11 protein-coding genes and 1 pseudogene are annotated in these 19138 nt (G+C 71.8%); 1 reads left to right on the forward strand and 11 read right to left on the reverse strand.

Annotated features, from left to right (window positions below):
* The 10 genes and pseudogenes from ABZV94_RS10510 to ABZV94_RS10555 form a co-directional block, all read right to left on the reverse strand.
* A pseudogene (locus ABZV94_RS10510) lies at positions 1-1604 on the reverse strand (hypothetical protein); the annotation flags it as partial.
* A gap of 42 nt (positions 1605-1646) precedes the next feature.
* Positions 1647-2030 (reverse strand): hypothetical protein, encoded by a 384-nt coding sequence (locus ABZV94_RS10515; protein ID WP_356339360.1) that lies wholly within the window; start codon positions 2028-2030, stop codon positions 1647-1649.
* Between the two features lie 239 nt (positions 2031-2269).
* A complete protein-coding gene (locus ABZV94_RS10520) occupies positions 2270-2557 on the reverse strand; it encodes a WXG100 family type VII secretion target (RefSeq protein ID WP_356339363.1) in 288 nt (95 codons plus the stop codon).
* A 65-nt stretch (positions 2558-2622) separates the two neighbouring features.
* A complete protein-coding gene (locus ABZV94_RS10525) occupies positions 2623-2961 on the reverse strand; it encodes a WXG100 family type VII secretion target (RefSeq protein ID WP_356339365.1) in 339 nt (112 codons plus the stop codon).
* 228 nt (positions 2962-3189) lie between these two features.
* Positions 3190-6492: a right-handed parallel beta-helix repeat-containing protein gene (locus tag ABZV94_RS10530; RefSeq protein ID WP_356339367.1), complete on the reverse strand. Its 3303-nt coding sequence runs from the start codon at positions 6490-6492 to the stop codon at positions 3190-3192.
* A complete protein-coding gene (locus ABZV94_RS10535; protein ID WP_356339369.1) occupies positions 6489-9656 on the reverse strand; it encodes a hypothetical protein in 3168 nt (1055 codons plus the stop codon). Before ABZV94_RS10535 ends, ABZV94_RS10530 begins: the two co-directional genes overlap by 4 nt.
* A complete protein-coding gene (eccB, locus tag ABZV94_RS10540; RefSeq protein WP_356339371.1) occupies positions 9653-10975 on the reverse strand; it encodes a type VII secretion protein EccB in 1323 nt (440 codons plus the stop codon). The genes ABZV94_RS10535 and eccB overlap by 4 nt, the downstream gene beginning before the upstream one ends.
* 9 nt (positions 10976-10984) lie before the next feature.
* Positions 10985-12355, reverse strand: a complete 1371-nt coding sequence (gene eccD, locus ABZV94_RS10545; RefSeq protein WP_356339373.1) for a type VII secretion integral membrane protein EccD — start codon at positions 12353-12355, stop codon at positions 10985-10987.
* An 83-nt stretch (positions 12356-12438) separates the two neighbouring features.
* Positions 12439-16413: a type VII secretion protein EccCa gene (gene eccCa, locus ABZV94_RS10550; RefSeq protein WP_356339376.1), complete on the reverse strand. Its 3975-nt coding sequence runs from the start codon at positions 16411-16413 to the stop codon at positions 12439-12441.
* Between the two features lie 65 nt (positions 16414-16478).
* On the reverse strand, positions 16479-17120 hold the full coding sequence (locus tag ABZV94_RS10555) for a LuxR C-terminal-related transcriptional regulator (RefSeq protein ID WP_356339378.1): 642 nt from the start codon (positions 17118-17120) through the stop codon (positions 16479-16481).
* Positions 17121-17210: 90 nt separating this feature from the next.
* Here ABZV94_RS10555 and ABZV94_RS10560 point away from each other — a divergent pair, with 90 nt between their 5' ends.
* Positions 17211-17333 (forward strand): hypothetical protein, encoded by a 123-nt coding sequence (locus ABZV94_RS10560; RefSeq protein ID WP_356339379.1) that lies wholly within the window; start codon positions 17211-17213, stop codon positions 17331-17333.
* A gap of 97 nt (positions 17334-17430) precedes the next feature.
* On the opposite strand, the gene ABZV94_RS10565 is transcribed toward ABZV94_RS10560, so the two are convergent.
* Positions 17431-18867: an FAD-binding oxidoreductase gene (locus ABZV94_RS10565; protein WP_356339381.1), complete on the reverse strand. Its 1437-nt coding sequence runs from the start codon at positions 18865-18867 to the stop codon at positions 17431-17433.
* Positions 18868-19138 lie beyond the last annotated feature (271 nt).

Here is a 19138-nt window from a genome sequence, read left to right on the forward strand (position 1 = left end):
CCGGCCTCCCCCACACCCGGGAACTCCTGCGGAGTCGTCTCCGGAAGGGTTCCCGGCGATTCCAGGGCGACATTGCCCGGCAACCCTGAGGGCAGCGTCGTGTCCACGGGCAGGTCACCCGTCGCCGGCGCGGTGCCGGATGAGCCGAGACCGAGGTCGCCCGGGTAGTCCTGGGGTAGGCCGGCATCATCGAACGGTGACGCCGACGCGTCCGTGAGCCCGCTGCTCGTGGGCGGCACGTCGGCCGTGTCGCCCGTCGGCAGGCTGGTCACTCCCGGGAAAGGAGCGGCCGTGAAGGTCGACGGGGTCTGACCGCCTTCGGCAAGGCCGGTGTCTCCCGGGAAGGCCGTCGCGGCACCCGGGAGGGCACTCGTGTCACCACCGGGCAGCCCCGTAGCACCCGGGAAGGGGCTGGCGGCGAAGTCATTGGGCAGATCCCCGCCCGGAAGGGCACTCGTGTCACCACCAGGCAGCCCCGTAGCACCCGGGAAGGGGCTGGCGGCGAAGTCATTGGGCAGATCCCCGCCCGGAAGGGCACTCGTGTCACCACCGGGCAGCCCCGTGGCACCGGGGAAGGGGCTGGGCGAGGCGTCGAGATCAGCGGTACCGCCCGGGTTGAGCGCCCGGTCCAGATTGCCAGGATCGAAGGACGGCACGCTCCCCGCACCGCCGCCGAGATCGGTGGCAAGGGTGCTGCCGGGAAACGGACTGGCCGCACCTCCGGTGTCGTCAAGTCCGGGTACGGACGTGTCCCCGCCGAACCCGGGAACTCCGCCCCCTCCACCCGTGCCGAGAGCGCTGTCGACCGGGGGGACGGTGAGGCCGCCACCCCCGCCCGTGTCCGGCGGCGCCTCCACCGCGGGCTGGTCCGGCGTGTCCAAACTGCCGTTGGTCCGCGGGCCGCTCACCGACCCGGGGAGTTTGACGTTGTCCACGGTGAGGTCGTAGGCACCCGACAGTGACGCCGCGACCTGATACATGTCATGCTGCATCATCGGTTCCAGCAACTGCCCGCCCACGGTAACGTCGTGGATGGGTATCCGGCCGTCACTCATCGAGCTGACTCTTTTACCGTGCAATTTGCCGTACTGGAGCGAGAGTTGGGCGTACCAGTGATCGATCTCGACGATCGTCTCCTGGGCCCATTTGAGGGCGACGGCGTTGTTGGCGAGCTGCTGGGGCACCGAATGCTGCCCCGACTTGCCGCCCGCCAACGCGTCGGCCGCCGCCGCGATGCGCTTGGAGAAGCTATCCAGCGTGTCGTGGAAGACATCGGCGGCGTCACCTCGCCACGGGCCGTCGGGACCGGCCAGTGCTTTGGTCTGGTCGGACATCACCGACGCCACCTGCTCCAGCGTGCGCTGGACGAAGTGGAACGCGTCCGCCGCCTGTTGCAGCGACGGCCAGTACGCGATGCTCCGCGCGTGGCTGGCGTTCTCCTCCGTGAGGCCGCCCTGAGAACTGCCCAGGATGGCGGCCATGATCTGCTTCCAGTCCCAGCTGTCGAAGACGTCCTTACGGTCGAGATCGTCGCTGAGGTTGGAGAAGATGGCACCGTCGTCGTTCTGAGTGAACCCACCGCTGTTGTACTTGTCGTCGGGCATGCTGTGTGTCCTCGTTGCAGTGATGACGGTGCCAGGGCGGACTCAGCTTCCGCTGCCCCCGCCGCTTCCGCTTCCGCTTCCGCCGGCCGAGCCGGTGGGAAGATGCTTGTCGAGCTGGTCGAAGTCCGCCGTCGTGTCCTGCATGTACTTCTGCAGCTGAGCGGCGGACATCTGGTTGAGGTCTTCCAGACGGTCGTACTTCTTGGCCATGTCACGCACGGCGGCGACCAGATCCGTCACCCCGGATTTGAGGTCGGTGAGCGAGGAGTAATAGGCGCTCACCAAGCCCGCCGCCTTGCCGGTGGTCTTCTCCGTGGACCCTACGGTCGCACGCAGCGTCCGCCCCGCCGGGAGGCCGCCGGCTGCCGCCACCACCGGTTCGAGGCGTTCCATGGCGGCGTCGATGTGCGGCAGAAGCGACTCCATGTTCGACGCGTAGAGGAGCATGGACGGGGTGTCCACTGTGGTTGGTTTTCCCGGGCCGCCCGCGCCGGGGATCGGTGGGTGCAGCCATGTCGCCCCGTTGTCGCCGAGCGAGCCGGTACCGCCCGGGAAGTGGGTCGACCCCTTCCACTGCGTGCCGTCCGGGGGGGCGCCGGGCGACGGCTTCCGGTCGGAGTCCCCCGGAGGAGTACCGTTGGTCGGACGGTCATCGAGGGGCACGGCTAGGCACCCCACATCCGCATGCCCTGCTGCTCACCCGAGGTGTAGGCGGCGTTGATGTGGCCGAGCGTGGAGGTGGCGGTGTTGGCGAGCTGGGCCATGTGAGCCGCGGCGCCGTCCCACTGGGACTTGACCTGGGTGTAGACCTCCTGGGCCTCACTGGTCCACTGGCTGAGGTGGATCTTCGCCTGGCTATCCAGCTGCTCCAGAGTGGAGAGGAGTTGACTGGTGATCGCGGACATCTCACCCACGATGGTGTCCACGTTGGAACGGTCGACGGAGTACGTCATTTTTCGGCCTCTCGGAAATGGGGGGCGTGCTTCATGGCTGACCGGGAAGGAGCCGTGGCCACGGGTCAGATGGGAAAGGCGGGCAGACCGGGCGTCGCCATGGCGCTGGCGACCGCCCTCGCCTGGGACTGGGTGCCCGAGTGCACGTTGCCATAGAGGTTGGTGTTGTTCTGCAGCGTCTCCAGCATCCGCTGGAGCGCCTGGCACACGCGCTGGTACTCCGACAGCCACTCCGTCATGGCCTGGAGGTAGACCGTGGCCGCGTCACCGGACCAACTGGCGACCAGCGAGCTGATCTGCGACTCCATCTGCGTGCGGGTCCTGCCCGTCTCGTCCACGGCGGTCTGGAAGGCGCCCTGCGCGGCGACCATTCCCTGGATATCGACATTTGTCCTCAGTGCCATGTCCTGCCCTTCGTCTCGTACTGCACTCGGGCGGGCGCGAGCCTCAAGTTCGCACCTGCCGACGAACCTTGTGTCATCATCGAGCGCCCGCGGCGCTCACCTGCGGCGTGTCGGCCGATGAGGTCCACCTGTCCGCCGACTCTGCCTGTTTGTCTCTGTCCGGGCCCGGGATGTGGAGGTATGGATGCACGGTGACAGCGGCCTTGGACGACCGCGAGCCCCGTGTGCTCAGGACAGTGGCACCGTCTCCGCCCGCCCCGCGGGGTCGAGCCCGGATACCTCGGCAGCGTCCGCCGACCCCGCTTCCGGCCTGGTCAGCAGCCCCGTCGAGTACAGATCGGCGAGCGACACCACAGGCGTCACGATACGGCGCACCAACAAGTCCGCGAGCCGGTGCGCCCCGAACGCCGCGCCCTGCGGGGCCTGGCGCCCGAACTCGGCGACCAGCGCGGCTTCCGCCTCGCCGGTCAGCTCCGCTCCGCAGCCACGCAGTCGACGCGCGACCAGTCCCACGAGTTCATCGGCGGAATAGGGCTGCAGACGTACGTACTCGGCGAAACACGCGGCGAGGCCGTCGTGTTCGCGCAGCAGCCGCCCGAGATGGGGAGCCGAGCCGCTCAGCACCGTCACCGGGCCGTCCGGTCGAAGGAGGGCCGTCGTCACCGCTTCGACGACCGCGCCGCGTTCGGCTTCCTCCCGACGGGCGAACGCGGGATCGACGTCAAGCAGCAGGACGCCCCCCGCGCTCTCCTCCCGGGCCGCGAGCAGCCACGCCAGCGGCTGTTCCGGCCAGCCGGCCCCCACCCGGGACAGCGCTACCCGGTCCACGCGGCCGGTGACCGACAGGCCCAGCTCGGCCAGGCCGCAGGCATAGCGGGCGGCCAGCGCCCGCCGGCCGGAGCCAGGAACACCCTCCAGGACGACAGCTGCCGACCGGACGAGGTCCGCGGCGGGGGCGTCGCTCCCGGCCAACTGCAGCAGCCTCGCGGTCAAAGCCTGACGGGCCGATGTCAGCCCGTTCATCTCCTGCAGCCGGCGCACCGCCGCGTCCGGCCGGACGGCGCGCGCCCCGGCCGGTCCTCGCACAGCCGTCCTACCGCCCGGTGCGGCTTCCTCCGCCGGCTCCTCCGTTTCCGTCGCAGTCCTGGCCGGCGGCACGGTGAGGACATCGTCGCCGGTGAGCACGCTCAGCGCGTGGTCGTCCCCGGGCGGGTCCGCGGCGAGGCGCGAGGCCTGCCGACTGATCATCTCCTCGAACACCTGACGTGCGACACGGCCGTTTCCGAACGTCGGCCCCTTGGGTACGTCCTCGAAATAGCGTTGCAGCGCCTCCAGGGCGCTGTCGGCCAGCTCGTAGTAGTGCTTGGCGCACAGCCCGCGCACGATGGTGACCAGTTCCCCAGTGCTGTAGTTGGGGAACTCCACCGTGCGGGCGAAGCGGGAGGCCATGCCGGGGTTGGAGGCGAGGAACTGGTCCATCTGCTCCGAGTAGCCGGCCACGATGACGACGATCTCGTCCCGGTGGTCCTCCATCAGCTTCATCAGAGTCTCGACGGCCTCCTGCCCGAAGTCCGGGCCGCTGCCGCGGGTCTGGTTCGTGAGCGTGTAGGCCTCGTCGATGAACAGGACTCCGCCCAAGGCATTCTTGAACACTTCGGTGGTCTTGATGGCCGTACCGCCGATGATTTGGGCGACCAGGTCCGCCCGCGCCACTTCCACGATGTGTCCCTGGCTCAGGATGCCCAGTTCCGCGAGAACGGCGCCATAGAGCCGCGCCACCGTGGTCTTTCCCGTGCCGGGCGGCCCGGCGAACACCAGGTGCCGACTCATCGGCGGCATCGGCAAGCCCATCTCCTGGCGCCGCTGGCTCATCTTGTTGACATTGATCAGCCCCGTGACCTCCCGCTTGACGCTCTCCAGGCCGACCAGGGCCTCGAGTTCGGCGAGAGGGCCGACCGTGAGCGTCGGGTCCACCCGTCCCGCGGCGACGGGAGCGGCGCCCGTTCCACCTTCCGCGGGCAATTCGCGCAGCGTACGGCCGCCGTTGTCGCGAATCTCACACTCGATCACCACGACGGGCTCGTCCGTCTGGGCGCGCACGCCGTCCCCGGCGTTGCCCGTCAACACACAGCCGGTGAGTTCGGCCCGGCCGCCCTGGGTGATGTGCACACCGTGACCGCGGGCGCCGGTGACGCGGCATCCGGTCGCGAGCAGCGTCCCGCCGCCGGCCAGTCGGATGCCGTCGCCATCGGACTGGGTGAACTCACTGTCCCGCGCGACGAGTTCGCAATCGGCGCCGACGACCACCGCGCAATCGGACATCGCCGCCCCGACGAGCGTGGCCCGTGACGCGCCGCCCAGGGACAGTCCCGCCCCGCCCGGCACCCGCAACCGGATTCCGGTCAGCTCCGCCTCGGCCGCGTCGTCGAGGTCGATGCCACCGGCGCCGTCGAGCTCACCGTCGCGGACCTCCAGGCGCCCCCCGGCACGTACCACGGCCGCGAGGCCCCGCCGCCCGGAGACGGTGAACCGCTCCAGCAGCGCCCGGCCCGCCCCGTCCACGCGCAGCGCGGCCTGCGCGGCATCGGTCACGTTCAGCCCCGCGCACTCGACGAAGCCGTCCGCCTCGACGGCGATGCCCACCTGGCTGCCGGTGATCGCGCACTCCTCCAGGCGGGGCCGGGCGCCGGCGGAGACGTGCACGGCGTACTCCCCCGCGCCCTCAACGGCGCAGCCCCGCAGCAGCGGAGCCGCGCCTGGTCCCACGTGCACGGACCGCTGGGCCGCGCCGGTGAACCGGCAGTCCTTCAAAAGCGTCTCGCCGCTGCTGGTCAGATAGGCGTCCAGCGCGGCGCTCCCGGTCACGTGCACGTCCGACAGCTCGGCACGGGCCTGCTGTTCCACCGCCAGGGCGGGCTTGGCGCACCCGTCGATACGGGTGGCCTCCACGTCGACCAGGGCGGCGCCGTTCACGCAGACCCCGTTGCCCCTGGTTCGCTCCACCTGGCAGTCACGGACGCTCAGTCTGCCTTGCTCCGCGACCACGACGGCCGAGGATCCCACGTCGGTGATCCGCGTCCGTTCCACCACGTTGCCCCGGCCGGAGGTCACCACGACCCCGGCACCGCGCGCGTTGGTGACCTCGCACTCGCGCAGCGCGACCGTGCCCTCGTGCCAGGCCAGCAGTCCTGCCCAGGCGGAACCGGCCACCCGGCAGCCGTCCAGCGCCGCCTGCCCGCGCCGGGCGTCCACGACCGGGGCCTCCGGGTCGGCACCCGTCAGGTGCAGGCCGGACAATGCAACGGCCTCCGCGTCCAGGACGACGGCGCTGCCCCGCTCCGCGTGGAGTTCGGGCGGTCGGCTGCTGTCCTGCGCCGCGATGGTAACCGGCACGGTGACGTGCAGGCTCTCGGCGTATCGGCCGGGCGCCACGGTGATCAGTGCCCCCTCCCGCGCGTCGTGGAGGGCAGCGGCGATGGACCGGTATCCGCCCGGCCCGTCGGACGCTACGGTCAGGACCTGCCGGCTCACGTTTCCACTTCCTTGGTCGTCGTCCCGCCGCTCGTCGGGGTGGGCGGGATGGGGCCGTTCGCCGGGACCAGGCCCGGCGCGACGCCCAGCAGCGCCGCGCGGGCTGCCCGCGCGGGGGACGGTTCCGCTGGACGCGAGCGGTGGGCCCGCAGCTGTTCCAGCGCCTGGGACAGGCCGTCCAGCGCAAGGTCGTCGAGGGGCACGCGCTGCTGCGCGGCGCCGGTCGCGTCTCGTGCGGTCTCGGATGCGGACAGTTCGCGCAGCAGGACGGTGGGCCGGTGGCCCTCGGTGTCGGTCCGCAGCACCTTGAAGGCGGTGCCCGGCACGAAGACCACCCGGTCGGGCACCGAGGCGTCGAGCAGGCGGGTGCGGCGCGCGGTCATGGACCACAGCACGAAGTCGGCGGCGCCGGGTTCGGCGTCGGACGGTTGTGTGCCCGCCACGCAGAAGGACCACTCGGTGATCCGGCGGTCCTCCTCGTACCAGGCCAGTTCCGCGGCGGTGGCACGGGCCTGGAGCAGGACGGGGCCCCGGTAGGAGGGCAGCCGGAGCAGTCCGGCGTATACGCAACGCGCCAGCGGTACGTGGGGTCCGGTGGTGGCTCCGCGCACGGCGGCGTCCAGCGCCGTGTGATCGCCGGTGAGATACAGCCGTGCCGAGGTGAGGTCGGTCAGGACGTCCATGGCGTCGTCCTTCGCCCCTGCCTGCAGACCGGGGGATTCGGACAGGACCCGGGAGATCGACCCTGACAGTTCGTTGAACCGGGCGCCGAACTTTTTCCGCACCCACTCCCGTTCCCGTGCGAGTCCGCGGGCCTGGGGCAAGGCGCACGCCGCGGCGGCCGGCACCGGCTGCACCCGGACACCCGATGCGGCCGATGCGGCAGCGAGCGGTGGCGTCTGCGGCACCGAGGGCACGGCCCGCTCCTCCGGCACGGCAGAAGGCTCCGCCGACGCGGGCACAGCGTCCGATTCCAGCCGCAGCAAGCGGGGCAACGCCGGCGCGGCGGGCGGCGCGGGCCTGGAACCACCGGCTGCAGCCGCCCCGGGGCCTGCGGGCACCGGGGACGTCTCGGTCACCGCAGCGGGTGCGGACGGCGCCGTCGGGTCACCGGCCGGCCGGGCCGTGCCGGTCGGAGCCTGGCCGGCGGCGGCCGGCGAGCCGGTGGAAGGTGGAGCCATGGCGGCGTCGGCCGGACTGGCGGGCGACGGCGGGAGCCCGGAAGCACCGGGCGACGGCCCGGAACCCGGAACCGAAGGCCCGTCGACCGCAGGCGGGACGCCCGGCGCGGGCACGACCGGCGGCGCGAAGGCACCTGCGAGCCCGGCACCGAGGTCCGGGGCGGCGTTCACTGCGGGGGTGATGCCCGGGAGCAGCCCGGGTGCGGGGGCCGCCGCTCCGGAAGCCGACGGCGCGGCCTGGTGCGCGGAGGGCGGCGGCCCGCCGGGTCCGTCGCCGGGCAGGGTGGGCTCGTACGGCCCGACAGGCGACGCGGCCGAAGGGGCGGGCCCCGCAGGCACCGCACCAGCGCCCTCCGGCTCCTCACCGGACCCCACCCCACCCGGTGAGGACACCGGACCGTCCACGGAAAGCGGTGGACGGCCCCCCGTCCGCGACGAACCGGGAACCGGCGGCCCGGCCGGTGTCAGCACCCCGGGAACGTCCGGCGCCGCCTCCCCCGGGGTACGCGCCGCGTCCCGCGCGAGCCGCGGTACGCGCGACCGCGTCCCGTCGGCCGTTCCGGATGCCTCCGCCGACGCGGCCGGACGCCCGGCCGACGCGTGCCGCGTTCCAGTGGTCTCCGGCTCGGCCGTGTCCAGCCGACCCCCAGCCGCCCCCGGTGCCCGGCGGGCGGTGCCGTCGTCGGCCGCGGCCCACCAGTCCGTGTCGCTCCAGCCGAGGGCGGCCCCCGGCGCGTCCGCCGGGGCGAGGCGGAAGGCGTCGCGGAGCGCGGGGTCGAGCTGACGGAGCATGTCCTCGGCCAGCAGGCGCAGCCGTGCTCCGCCATCCGGGGTCCGCCGGTCGTAGAGGATCGCCGCACGGCCCGGCGCCGCCGCCACGCGGCGCACCCGGTTCCCCTCCGCCGGCTCGGCGGGCGGACGCAGCCACAGGCCGCTCTGCACCACCTCCAAGACGGCGTCCGGGGTGTACGCGTACACCCCCGGTGAGGTTTCGGCCGCTCCCTCCACCGGTGCGCGCAGACCCAGAAGGATGGGCGGCGACGGGGTCTCTCCAGTGCCCGGCACGTAGAGGATCTCGGTGACGAAGGGCCGCCAGGCAGCGGTGCCGTCGTGATTGGGGACCTCGATGGGTGTGCCGTCACCCGCGTGCGGGGGCAGGGTGGGCACACCCGCGTAGAAGACCACCCGTTCGCCGACGGCGTCGGCCAGGCCCTGGCCGCACGAGTCCACGTTCCCCGGAAGGGTGACTGGCCCGAGCTGGAGAAACCGCAGCCAGGCCCGCGCCGAGGGCAGCACACTGTGCCACAGTCGCACGGTGGCCGCGAGACTGACCGGGGGTGCGCCGGGACTGCCCAGGACGACCGTCAGCGTGTCGAGTCCGGCGGGGATACGGTCGACCAGCCAGTGCCGGACGCCGATCACCCGCTCGTCCCCGGTGCTGCGCAGCCAGACCCCGCCGGCGATGGGTTCCACGACGGTTCCCGGTTCAGGACTCCACGGCTCGTCCGCAGTGGCGAACTCCCACTGGGGTTTGGGGAACCGCCGGGAGTCCGGCGCGGGCGGCCGTCCCGGCCGGAAGCGAAGCCAGCCCGTGCCCTGGTCGCGGGGCACGAACAGACCGCCCCCGGCGAGCATCCGGGGAGTCCCGTCCGCGGCCAGCACAGTGCCGCCCGTGGTCTCCGCGACGGCCTGGCCGATACGCCGTGTGTCGTAGGACGCCGCGTACGCGAAGACCAGGCGGATGCCCTCGGTCCGGTCGGCGAGCAGCCGGCCGGCCGCCTGCCAGTCCGTGAGCGGCGCGTCGGCCGGCAGGTCGGCAACGACGACGCGGTGGTGGGTGTCCACCGCGAGGCCCTCGGCCAGGGCGAGGGCGGCCGGGTCGGGGCCGCCCTTGCGGTGCACCAGCAGCGTGTGACCGCTCTGGCGCAGCCGCAGACCGCTGCGCAGACGTGTGGCCAGCGTGCCGTCGAGTCGCACGCTCACTTTCCCTTCACGGTGGCCATGGCGGCGTCCGGCGACAGCAGGGGGCCGTTCGGCAGCAGCTTCAACACCCGCCCGGGCATCGCGGTGGTGGGGCCGCTCAGCCGGAGGTCTTGGGCCGCCCGGCCGGAGAGCCGGAAGAGGATGCCCTGGTCGTCGATGAGATAGGTGCGCGGGGAGGTGGCGCGTGCGCTCAAGTCGTCCTGGTCGACGACGAGAACTCCGTGCGCGGGCGCCACCAGCACCGGGCGCCTGGCGGTGACCACACTGCCCCACTCCCGCACCAGGCTGTTGGTGGTGTGGACGCCGGATGTCGTCTGACGCAGGCACAGCGCGCCGGCCGGCCCCGACAAGGGGGCTCCGCGCAGGTCGGGGAGGGTGGCGGCCGGCCGGTGAGGGGCCACGGGCGCGGCGGCGAGCGAGGCGGCGTCGACGGTCGCCGGCGCCGGTGCCCCTGGCCGCGAGGCGAGCAGGGCTGCCTCGGTGGCCGTCACCCGGGCGATGCCGTCCTTGAGCATCACGTAGGCGGGCTGCTGAGCGTCAGAGGTGCGCAGGACCTGGCCCACCCGCACCGGCTCGTCGCCGATCCGGCCGGCCGGGTCACCGTCGTGCGGGACGGCCGGGGCCCTCAGCGGCACGCCGGACGGCACCTCGGCCAGCCAGTCGTCGGGAGCGGTCACCGGCCGGCCCCCGTCCAGGCCCAGCGCGATGAGGGTGCCCTCCGTGGGCGCCGAGTACTTCACACCGCGCCACAGCACGAAGCGGTGACCCGAGCGGTCGGCGACGACGGCGGCGGTGCCGGCGGACACTGGCGTCGTTCCGGACGGCGTCAGGTCGAGCACTTCACGGGTCGGCAGATCGGGGCGCAGACAACGGGTCCAGCCGCCGGATGCCACGTTGCCGGGGGTGGGCAGCGAGTCCGGGGCCTTGTCGATGCCGACGGGCGATCCGTGCGGTACGGCCTTCAGGTCCTCCTGTGACGCGGTGCGGACGGTGCCCGGGAGCCCGGTCAGCAGCAGCGCGGATGCGTAGTTGCGCACCGGCCGGAGAGTGCCGTCGAGCAGCAGGTAGCGGTTGCCCGTCTGCTCCTCGACGATGATCGAACCCGGCTGTCGCCAGGTGTTCTTCTCCACCGGGTCGATCAGGCCCCACACGGCGAAGCCGACGCAGAGCAGCAGGACGAGGACGACGCCGAAGAAGGTGCCGACAGAGCCGCGCCGGTAAGGGCTGCCGCCGTTGCCGGGCTGTCCTGTCACCAGTGCCGCGGCCAGACGGCCCATCGCGAACTGGTAGGCCTGGAGGTGATCCCGTTGTGTCTGCACGCCACTCCCTCAACTGGCCAGGTAGCGAAGGCGGCCGTACACGTGCACCAGTTGCAGCAGCATCGGCAGCAGCGCGATGGAGAACACCCACTCGGCGATGTCGCCGACGTGCCCCCACACGGGCAGGAGCCTGCCGCCGGGCAGCCGCTGCGCCGTCCACAGCAGCAGCACCGCGGCAACGAGCAGGACCACCAGCTCCGCAGCCCATGCCCCGGTGCCGTGGCGTGTTCCCAGCGTGAGCCCGACCGAGAGCGGGGCTGTGGCGCCGGCGAGCGTGGTCGCGATCCGCTGGATGACACCGGTCAGCGCTCGGGCGCGCAGCAGCAACGCCGCACCGAAGACCAGCGGCAGCGTCCAGTCGATCCACGCCTCGTCCAGGGACAGCAACCACCATGCTGCGGTGCAGATCACTGCGGTGGTGAGGGCCAGGACGTCCAGCAGCAGGACCGCGACGACGGTTCGCCGCCGGACGTCCTCCTCCGCTGCGGGCTCGATGTCCTGCTGCAGCTGTTCGGCGTCGTGCGGCAGGTGGGGGACGCGGAGACGGGCGGCGCGCAGCGCGACCCGTGGAGCGAGATGGCCGAGCACGAAGAGGGCCCCCGCCACCAGTCCGGCGGCCTGCGCGGCCGAGCAGCCCGCGGCATGGACCGCGCAGACGGCGGCCGTGGTGACCGCCAGGGCGAGGGCGGTGGCCGGTACCACCGGCGGCAGGGTGCGCAGCGCCAGGAGCCCGCCGGACAGAACCAGGAGCCAGCCGGCGGCGAGCAGCAGTCCCGTGGTGCCCGGTGCGGGGGTGGAGACGACGCCGGCGACCAGGCCGAGGACCAGGGCACCGCAGCCGGCGACGGCTACGACGGCCCGGTCCGCCCGCACGCGCTGCGCGACGACGGCGGCGGTGCCCATGACGAGGGCGGACAGGCCCGCGCTTGCCGCCGTGGTACCGCCCGGGGCGGCGAGCAAGACGGTGGCGGCGGCGACGACGGCCAGGCCGGCCGCGGCGAGGGAGAGCCACCGGGTCGCACCGGGCGACCAGCGACCGGGCTGTCCCTCGACGACGTGCGCCACACCGTCCGCGACGTCGTCGAACATCAGCGGCGGCAGAATCTCCGCCTCGGGACGCAGATACAGCACCTCGCCGTGCCGCAGGCCGAGGGTCTGCGGGGTGCCGTCGAGGTCCAGCGGCGGCTCGCCGAACCGCTGGAGCGTCCAGGACGCTGCGTCACCGGAGGGTTTCCCGGCCTGCCGCAACAGCACCGGCAGCAGCGCGGCCAGCGGCATGGTGACCGGCACAGCGAGGTCGGCACGGCCCGCGAAGCCCTCTACGGTGAGGCGGCACAGGTCTGGGACGGCCGGGCTGCTCATCGGGGGTGAGGTCGTCATGGAGTTGCTCCGCTGCGGGAAGGAGTGGCGGGAACACGAGTCGGGTGCGTGGCGGTCATGGGCGTCGGGCGGGCGGATGGTGGTCAGGGAGAGGTCACCAGCCCCAGCTGCACCAGGCCGATCGAGCGCCGGGTGACCAGCTGGGCGCGACCGGGGGGCAGCAGGCGCGGCCGGGCCTCACCGATGAACTTGCCCTCTTCCTTGGGATAGGACAGCAGCAGGGCCGGATTGCCCAGTTCCCACACGCGCCGCAGCATGGGGTCCATCATGGCTCGGGCGGCGCCGGAGGAGCTGCGCGCGACGATCAGGTGCAGGCCGATGTGCTGGCCCTGGGCCAGCAGGTCCACCAGCGGTGAGGTGGGCGAGGGCATGCCGGGGGTGCTGGAGAACAGGTCGTAGTCGTCGATCACGACGAACAGCCGGGGCCCGTGCCACCAGTCGCGCCGGGGCAGCTGCTCGGGCGTGATCTCCGGACCGGGAACACGTTTGCCGAGCGACACCGCGGCCGACTTCATGAGTTCCGTGAGAGCGGGTCCGTCCACCGCGTAGCCGACCCGATAGGCCTCGGGGATGTCCCGGAGTAGGCCGCGTCCGGGGTCGGCGGCCAGGATGCGCGCCTCGTCGGCGGTGTAGCGGGTGAGGACGGCACGGATGGCCAGGCGCAGGGCGTTGGTCTTCCCCGTCTCGCCGTCGCCGAAGACCATCAGGTGGGGTGCCGTGCCGAAGTCGTGCCAGGCGGGTGCGAGACGCTGTTCGTCCAGACCGAGGCACAGCCGTAGTTCCTCACTGTCTGCGGGCGGTGACGGCAGTTGGCCGGCCGGCAGCCGGGCGGGCAGCAGCCGCACCTCGGGGGCCGGGCGCCCGGTCCAAAAGGTGTTGATCTCCGCGGCAGCCGCCCGGGTCGCCGCGGTCAGGTCCTCGGTCCCGGCGGAGCCGTCGATCCGGGGCAGCGCGGACAGGAAGTGGTGGCCGGACGCCACCAGACCACGGCCCGGCTGGTGGGGAACGCTCGCGGCGATCCTCGAGCCCACCTCCGACTCCACCGAATCGCCGAGCCGCAGCTCCAGCTTGGTCCCCATCATGTCGCGCAGCCGTGGACGGAACTCGGACCAACGCACGGCGGAGCCGACGAGGTGGAGCCCGAAGGCCAGGCCGCGGGCGGCAAGGTCCATCAGGACGGTTTCCGCGTCCTCGTACTCGCCGCGCAGTGTGGCCCAGCCGTCGACCACGACGAAGACGTCACCGTAGGGGTCGTCGACGGCGCCCTCGGCACGCAGCGCCCGGTACGCGGCCATGGACTCGAGGCCGCGATCGGCGAAGACTCTCTCGCGCCGTTCCAGCAGCTGGGTCATCTCCGCGACGGTGCGCAGCACTCGGTCGCGGTCGAGCCGGCCGGCGACGGAACCGACGTGCGGCAGACCGCCGACCGAGGCGAGACCCCCGCCGAAGTCGAGGCAATAGAACTGCACGTCCTGCGGAGTGTGGGTGAGGGCGAGCGACATCATCAGGGTCCGCAGCAGCGTCGACTTGCCGGTCTGCGGCGCGCCGACGACACCGATGTGTCCGTTGGCGCCGGACAGGTCGGTGGTGAGAAGTTCGCGCGCTTGCTCGTACGGCCGATCGACCATGCCCAGCGGCACCCGGGTGAGGGCAGGGGCCACGTGGCCTTTCGCCGTCATCCCCCGCCGCGGGTCGGGCTCGATTCCCGGCAGGAGTTCGTCCAGGCTGGGTGAGACGTTCAGGGGCGGGAGCCACACCTGACGGGCCGGCGGACCGCTGCCCTCCAGCCGGCGCACCAGCACCTCCAACAGGCTCTCGCCGCTCTCCTCCGGATCCTCGGGTCCGGCCGCGGCGGCCCCTGCGGGGGAGGGGGCGGGCAGGGGCTCTGGGGCGGCGGCCTCCATGCGTTCCAGCCCGAACAGGACGATGTCGTGGGCGGGTTCGTCGGCACCGCCCAGGGTTTCCTCGGCCGAGCGGGGCGCGGGGGCGGGCCCGGAGACGTAGGCGGCCTTGAAGCGGACAAGGTTGGTGGTGTCGATCTTCAGGTAGCCGTTGCCGGGAGCCGAGGGGAGCTCGTAGGCGGAGGAGACGCCGATCACGCTGCGGGACTCCATGGAGGAGAACGTGCGCAGTGCGATGCGGTACGACAGGTGGCCCTCGACCTTGTGCACCCGGCCCTCGTCCAGCCTCTGTGAGGCGAGCAGCAGGTGCACGCCGAGGCTGCGCCCGAGCCGGCCGATCGAGACGAAAAGGTCTACGAACTCCGGCTTGCTGGCGAGGAGTTCCGAGAACTCATCGACGATGATGAGCAGCGAGGGCAGCGGGCTGAGCCAGCTCGCCCCGGACAGCCTGGCTTTCTCGTAGTCGACCAGCGAAGAGTAGCCGGCATCGCGCAGCAGCTGCTGACGGCGGGTCAGCTCACCGTTGATGGAGTCCCGCATCCGGTCGACGAGGTGGATCTCGTCGGCGAGGTTGGTGATGACGGCCGACGTGTGCGGCAGGCGGTCCATGTTGAGGAAGGTCGCGCCGCCCTTGAAGTCGACCAGGACGAGATTGAGCACCTCGGAGGAGTGGGTGGACACCAGGCCCATCACAAGGGTGCGCAGCAGTTCACTCTTGCCCGAACCGGTGGCGCCGATCAGCAGTCCGTGCGGCCCCATGCCGCCCTGCGCGGATTCCTTGAGGTCCAGTTCGACGACCTCGCCGTGCTCGGTGACGCCGAGAGGCACCTTCAGTCGGGCCGACTGTGCCTGCCGGGCCCGCCAGGCAGCGGCTACGTCGAAGGTGTGCGGGTCGCGCAGTCCGAGCAAGGCGGTCAGTTCGAAGTCCGCCTCCAGCGAGCTGTCGGACAGGTCGATGGCACCGCTGGTGCGCATCGGGGCCACGGACCGGGCGAGGAGTTCGGCCCTCACCCGGCTGAGTGAGTCGGCGCGGATGCGGGCGGTGGTGTCGCCGGAGGAGTACTCGGCATGTCCGTCGCGCACCGTCAGCCTGAGCACGCGCTCGCCGCCCGGCAGCGCGCCGGTTGCATCCAGGAGCACCAGGTTGCGGATGCCTCCGCCCAGCAGCCTGGACGACTCGGGGATGCGGATGTCCTGGGCCACGACGACTACGAACGGCTCCGCCGTGCTCGGGGAGGCGTCCGGGTCATGGTCGGGCCGGTCCCGCAACTCCGGCCCGAGCAGTTCCATGAGGGCGTCGTGGTCGTCGGCGGCCAGCCGTACGGGGCCGGCCGCGTCGGCTTCCTCGGGGTGCTGGTTGTGCGGCAGCCATTTCAGCCACTCCCACTCCATGGCCGCCATGCCACGGCCCAGCAGAGCGATGCGCAGATCGCTGGGCGCGTGCAGCACGGCCAGCTGACCGATCATGGCCCTCATCAGCGCCAGCGCATCGGCGCCGGAACCGGCGAACTCCACACTGGTGAACCGGCGGAGTGCCATGGGTACCGGCAGATGCGGTACCCGCTGGTGGGCCCGGGTGAAGCGGCGCAGGGACATCGCCGTGAGCGGTTCCAGGTCCTCCACCGGCCGGGTCTGTGGCGGCAGGAACTCCAGCGCCGCCCGGCGCGAGCCGGTGCCGATGCGGATACGTGCGAAGTCGTCGTGGCTCGCCCGGCGTTCCCACAGCCGGCTTCCCTCGGCCAGTGACTGCAGCGCGACCGGGTCGGGGTTGTCCCACAGCAGTGCCTTGCGCTGCTGCTCGGCGGCCTCCCGGGCCTGCTGCCGCTTCTGTGCCAGGTAGCGCAGGTAGTCCCGGCGCTCGGCCCGCATCTTGCGGCGTCGTTCACCCCCCGAGCGGCCCATCTGCGTCAGGGCCATGCCGGCGACCGAGGCGCCCATCATGCCGGACATGAGGTAGGTCGTCGGTCCGGGCCTGCCCTGGGTGAACATCAGCATCATCGCGCCGCTGCCCAATCCCATGGGAATGTACATGAGGGCCGAGGAAATGTCCGTCACTGCGGGTTCGCCGAGCACCGGCGGCTCGGCGAGTTCCACCTGGCCCTCGGGCATGTCAGGGCCCTCCTCGCGCGGGGCCCGCTTGACTACCGTAGTGCTCACCAGCTGGTGTTCCTTTCACGGACGGCCCGGCCGCACGGGCCGGCGTTCTGCGTGGGCGCGTGCCGTCAGATGAGGCCGGAGCGGATGGCGAAGGACACCGCGTGGGACCTGTTGCGCAGCCGGTGACGTTTGATGACTCCGTAGAGCACGTTCTTGATGGTGCGCTCCGAGTAGCCGAGCTGGTTCCCTATGTCCTGCAACTCATGTCCTTCGGCCACGAGTTGCAGCACCTTCGTTTCACGCTCGGTGAGCCCCCCCGGGGTGAGCCCGCGTGGCAGGAGCACCTCCCGGTAGGTGTACTGCATCTGATCCAGCAGCCGACCCTGCAGAGCGGGCGGCAGGTCCGCATGACCCGCACGAACCTGCCGCACGGTCTGGGTGAACGCCTCCCACGTGAAACCGGCCCTCGGGAGCACGGCCCGCACCCCCAGCTCGACGGCTTTATGGAGGTTGGCACGCCACTCCCCACTGACGACCAGCACCAGGGACGTCCGCTCCCCCGCCTGCTTGCGCAACCGGGTCACGGCGACGGTGTCGGGACAGTGGAGCGCAGCCACGGCGACGTCCGCCGCCCTTGCGTCCCCGGCCCTCAGCAGATGGGGGGACTGCCTGACAAAGCTGTCCAGAGCCAGTTCGGAGATGAGGTCGCCCGTCGTCAGGACGGTGACGACCGGCCGTCCCGCTGTGGTCCGTACGGGGCCTGTCATGGCCGTCGGCTCCCGTTGCTCGGCCGACCCTGCCGGGTCCGCCACCGCTAAGCCGTGTTCAGCGACCGTACCGTTCGTCCGGGAGTGGACATGCGACGGACCAGCGTGCTCGGTCTCCTCGGCCAGGGGTCGTTCCCCGGCCGCGCGTGCCGTTCCGCGCGCCTGGCCTCGTACGCCGAGTCCGTGGACGGCGTCCGCCTCACGCACGCGTGATCCAGGCATGATGTGTTCCCTTCTGCAGCCGGGAGGCCCGGGAAGGCGCCGCGCGGCCGGTCAACGCTGCGCCGTCAGGCCACGTCGGCGCGAACGTTCAGAGTCCGGTGGGCGCTGAGGAGGGCCGGATGTTGTGGTTGCGGCGGAAGACGTTGTGCGGGTCCCAGCGCCGCTTGACCGCAGCGAGCCGGTGATAGCGCTCGGCTCCGTAGAGCCGCCGGACGTCCGTCTCGTTCACGGCCTCGTCCGGAGCAATGAAGTTCACCACGTTGCGGGGGTCTGCCCACGGGGACAAGGCCGCCGCGTACTTGGCCAGGTGCTCGTCCATGAAGGGCAGGTCGGACGGTTCGGCGACGCCGAAGGCGAAGGTGATGTACGGCAGGCCGCGCGAGGGCACCGCGTTGGGCGTCTCGGGCTCCCGGTCGAGGGCGCCGCCGAGGGCGCGCACCTCCACGGTCACCAGTGGACAGTCGGAGCCGGGACCGACCGCTTCCACGAGCGCCGCCAGCGTCTCGGCGGAGAACTCCCGCAGTCCGAAGCCGGTCTCGACATACGGCAGCGGGTCGACCGGGTCGACGTGGATGGCGCCGATGTCCATGACCGGGCGCAGGGCGACCGAGTCGAGAACCGGGATGCCGGCGGCTCGTAGTGGGGCCAGAAGTTCCTCGGCCTCGGCCGCGTCACCGAGGTAGGAGAATCGCACGTGCAGCACGAAGGCATCGCGCAGCGGTGCGGGCAGTGCCTCGTCCTGGGGGAGCCGCTGGACCGCGAAGGAAGTGCTGGCCGCTTCGGGAAGGGCCGGCGCCCAGGTTCGCCAGACGTCCAACACCTCGGCCATGTTCTCGCCACGGAACCAGAGACCGCCGCCGTAGAAGTCGGTCAGCTCGACGGCGGCGAATTCGATGCGGGTTACGACGCCGAAGTTTCCCTTGCCACCCAACAAGGCCCAGAACAGTTCGGGCTCGTGGTCCGGGGTGGCAGTGCGGATCACACCGTCGGCGGTGACAAGCTCGATCCACCGCACATGATCGGCCGCGTAGCCGTGGGCGCGGCCCAGCAGCGGACTGAGACCGCCACCGAGGGTATAGCCGACCACGCCCACAACCGGAGTGGAACCGGCCAGTGGAGCGAGGCCGGCCTTCGCGGCGGCGGTCAGCGCGTCGTGCCACCGCGCACCGGCGCCGACGCGCAGGGTGCGGGTGGCTTCGTCCACCTCGACACCGGTCAGCCGGGTGGTGGTGATGAGGAGGCTGTTGTGCGCTACCGTCGGCACCATCTGGTGGCCGGCGTTCTTCACGGCCACCGCGAGACCGTTCCGGGCGGCGAAGGTGACGGCGTGAGCCACGTCCTCGGCGCTCGTGGCCCCGACGACGAGGTCCGGAGTGGTGGGCTGGGCCAGGTTGTACGTGGCGCACTCCGTCGCATAGGCGGCGTCGGCCGGCTCCAGGACTGGGCCGACGACGGTGGCGCGCAGGCCTGCCACGTCGTCAGGGGTGAAGAGGGGGCCCGCCGCGGCGGCAGCTTTCTGGGACATCGCATCCATCTCGATCGTGGGGGTGGGCCCCCATGGAGCCCGGATCCGGGCGGGACGACGCATGGGTAGGCCAAGCGGCGCTGAGCCATTGAAAGCTGAGTCGCACCGCCCCTGGACTGTAACGCCTGGCGACCACCTGTGGGTGGCCGTGAGACGTCTAGTCACATCAATAGTCACGTTACTTGACGAGAGTTCAAGCAATACCTGAAATGAGGTGTGCCCCATACTGCACCTAACGCGCACTTTGTCACCCGCTATGCCACTCTTACAT

The sequence above is a fragment of the Streptomyces sp. NPDC004658 genome (assembly GCF_040609555.1).
Taxonomy (GTDB): Bacteria; Actinomycetota; Actinomycetes; order Streptomycetales; family Streptomycetaceae; genus Streptomyces.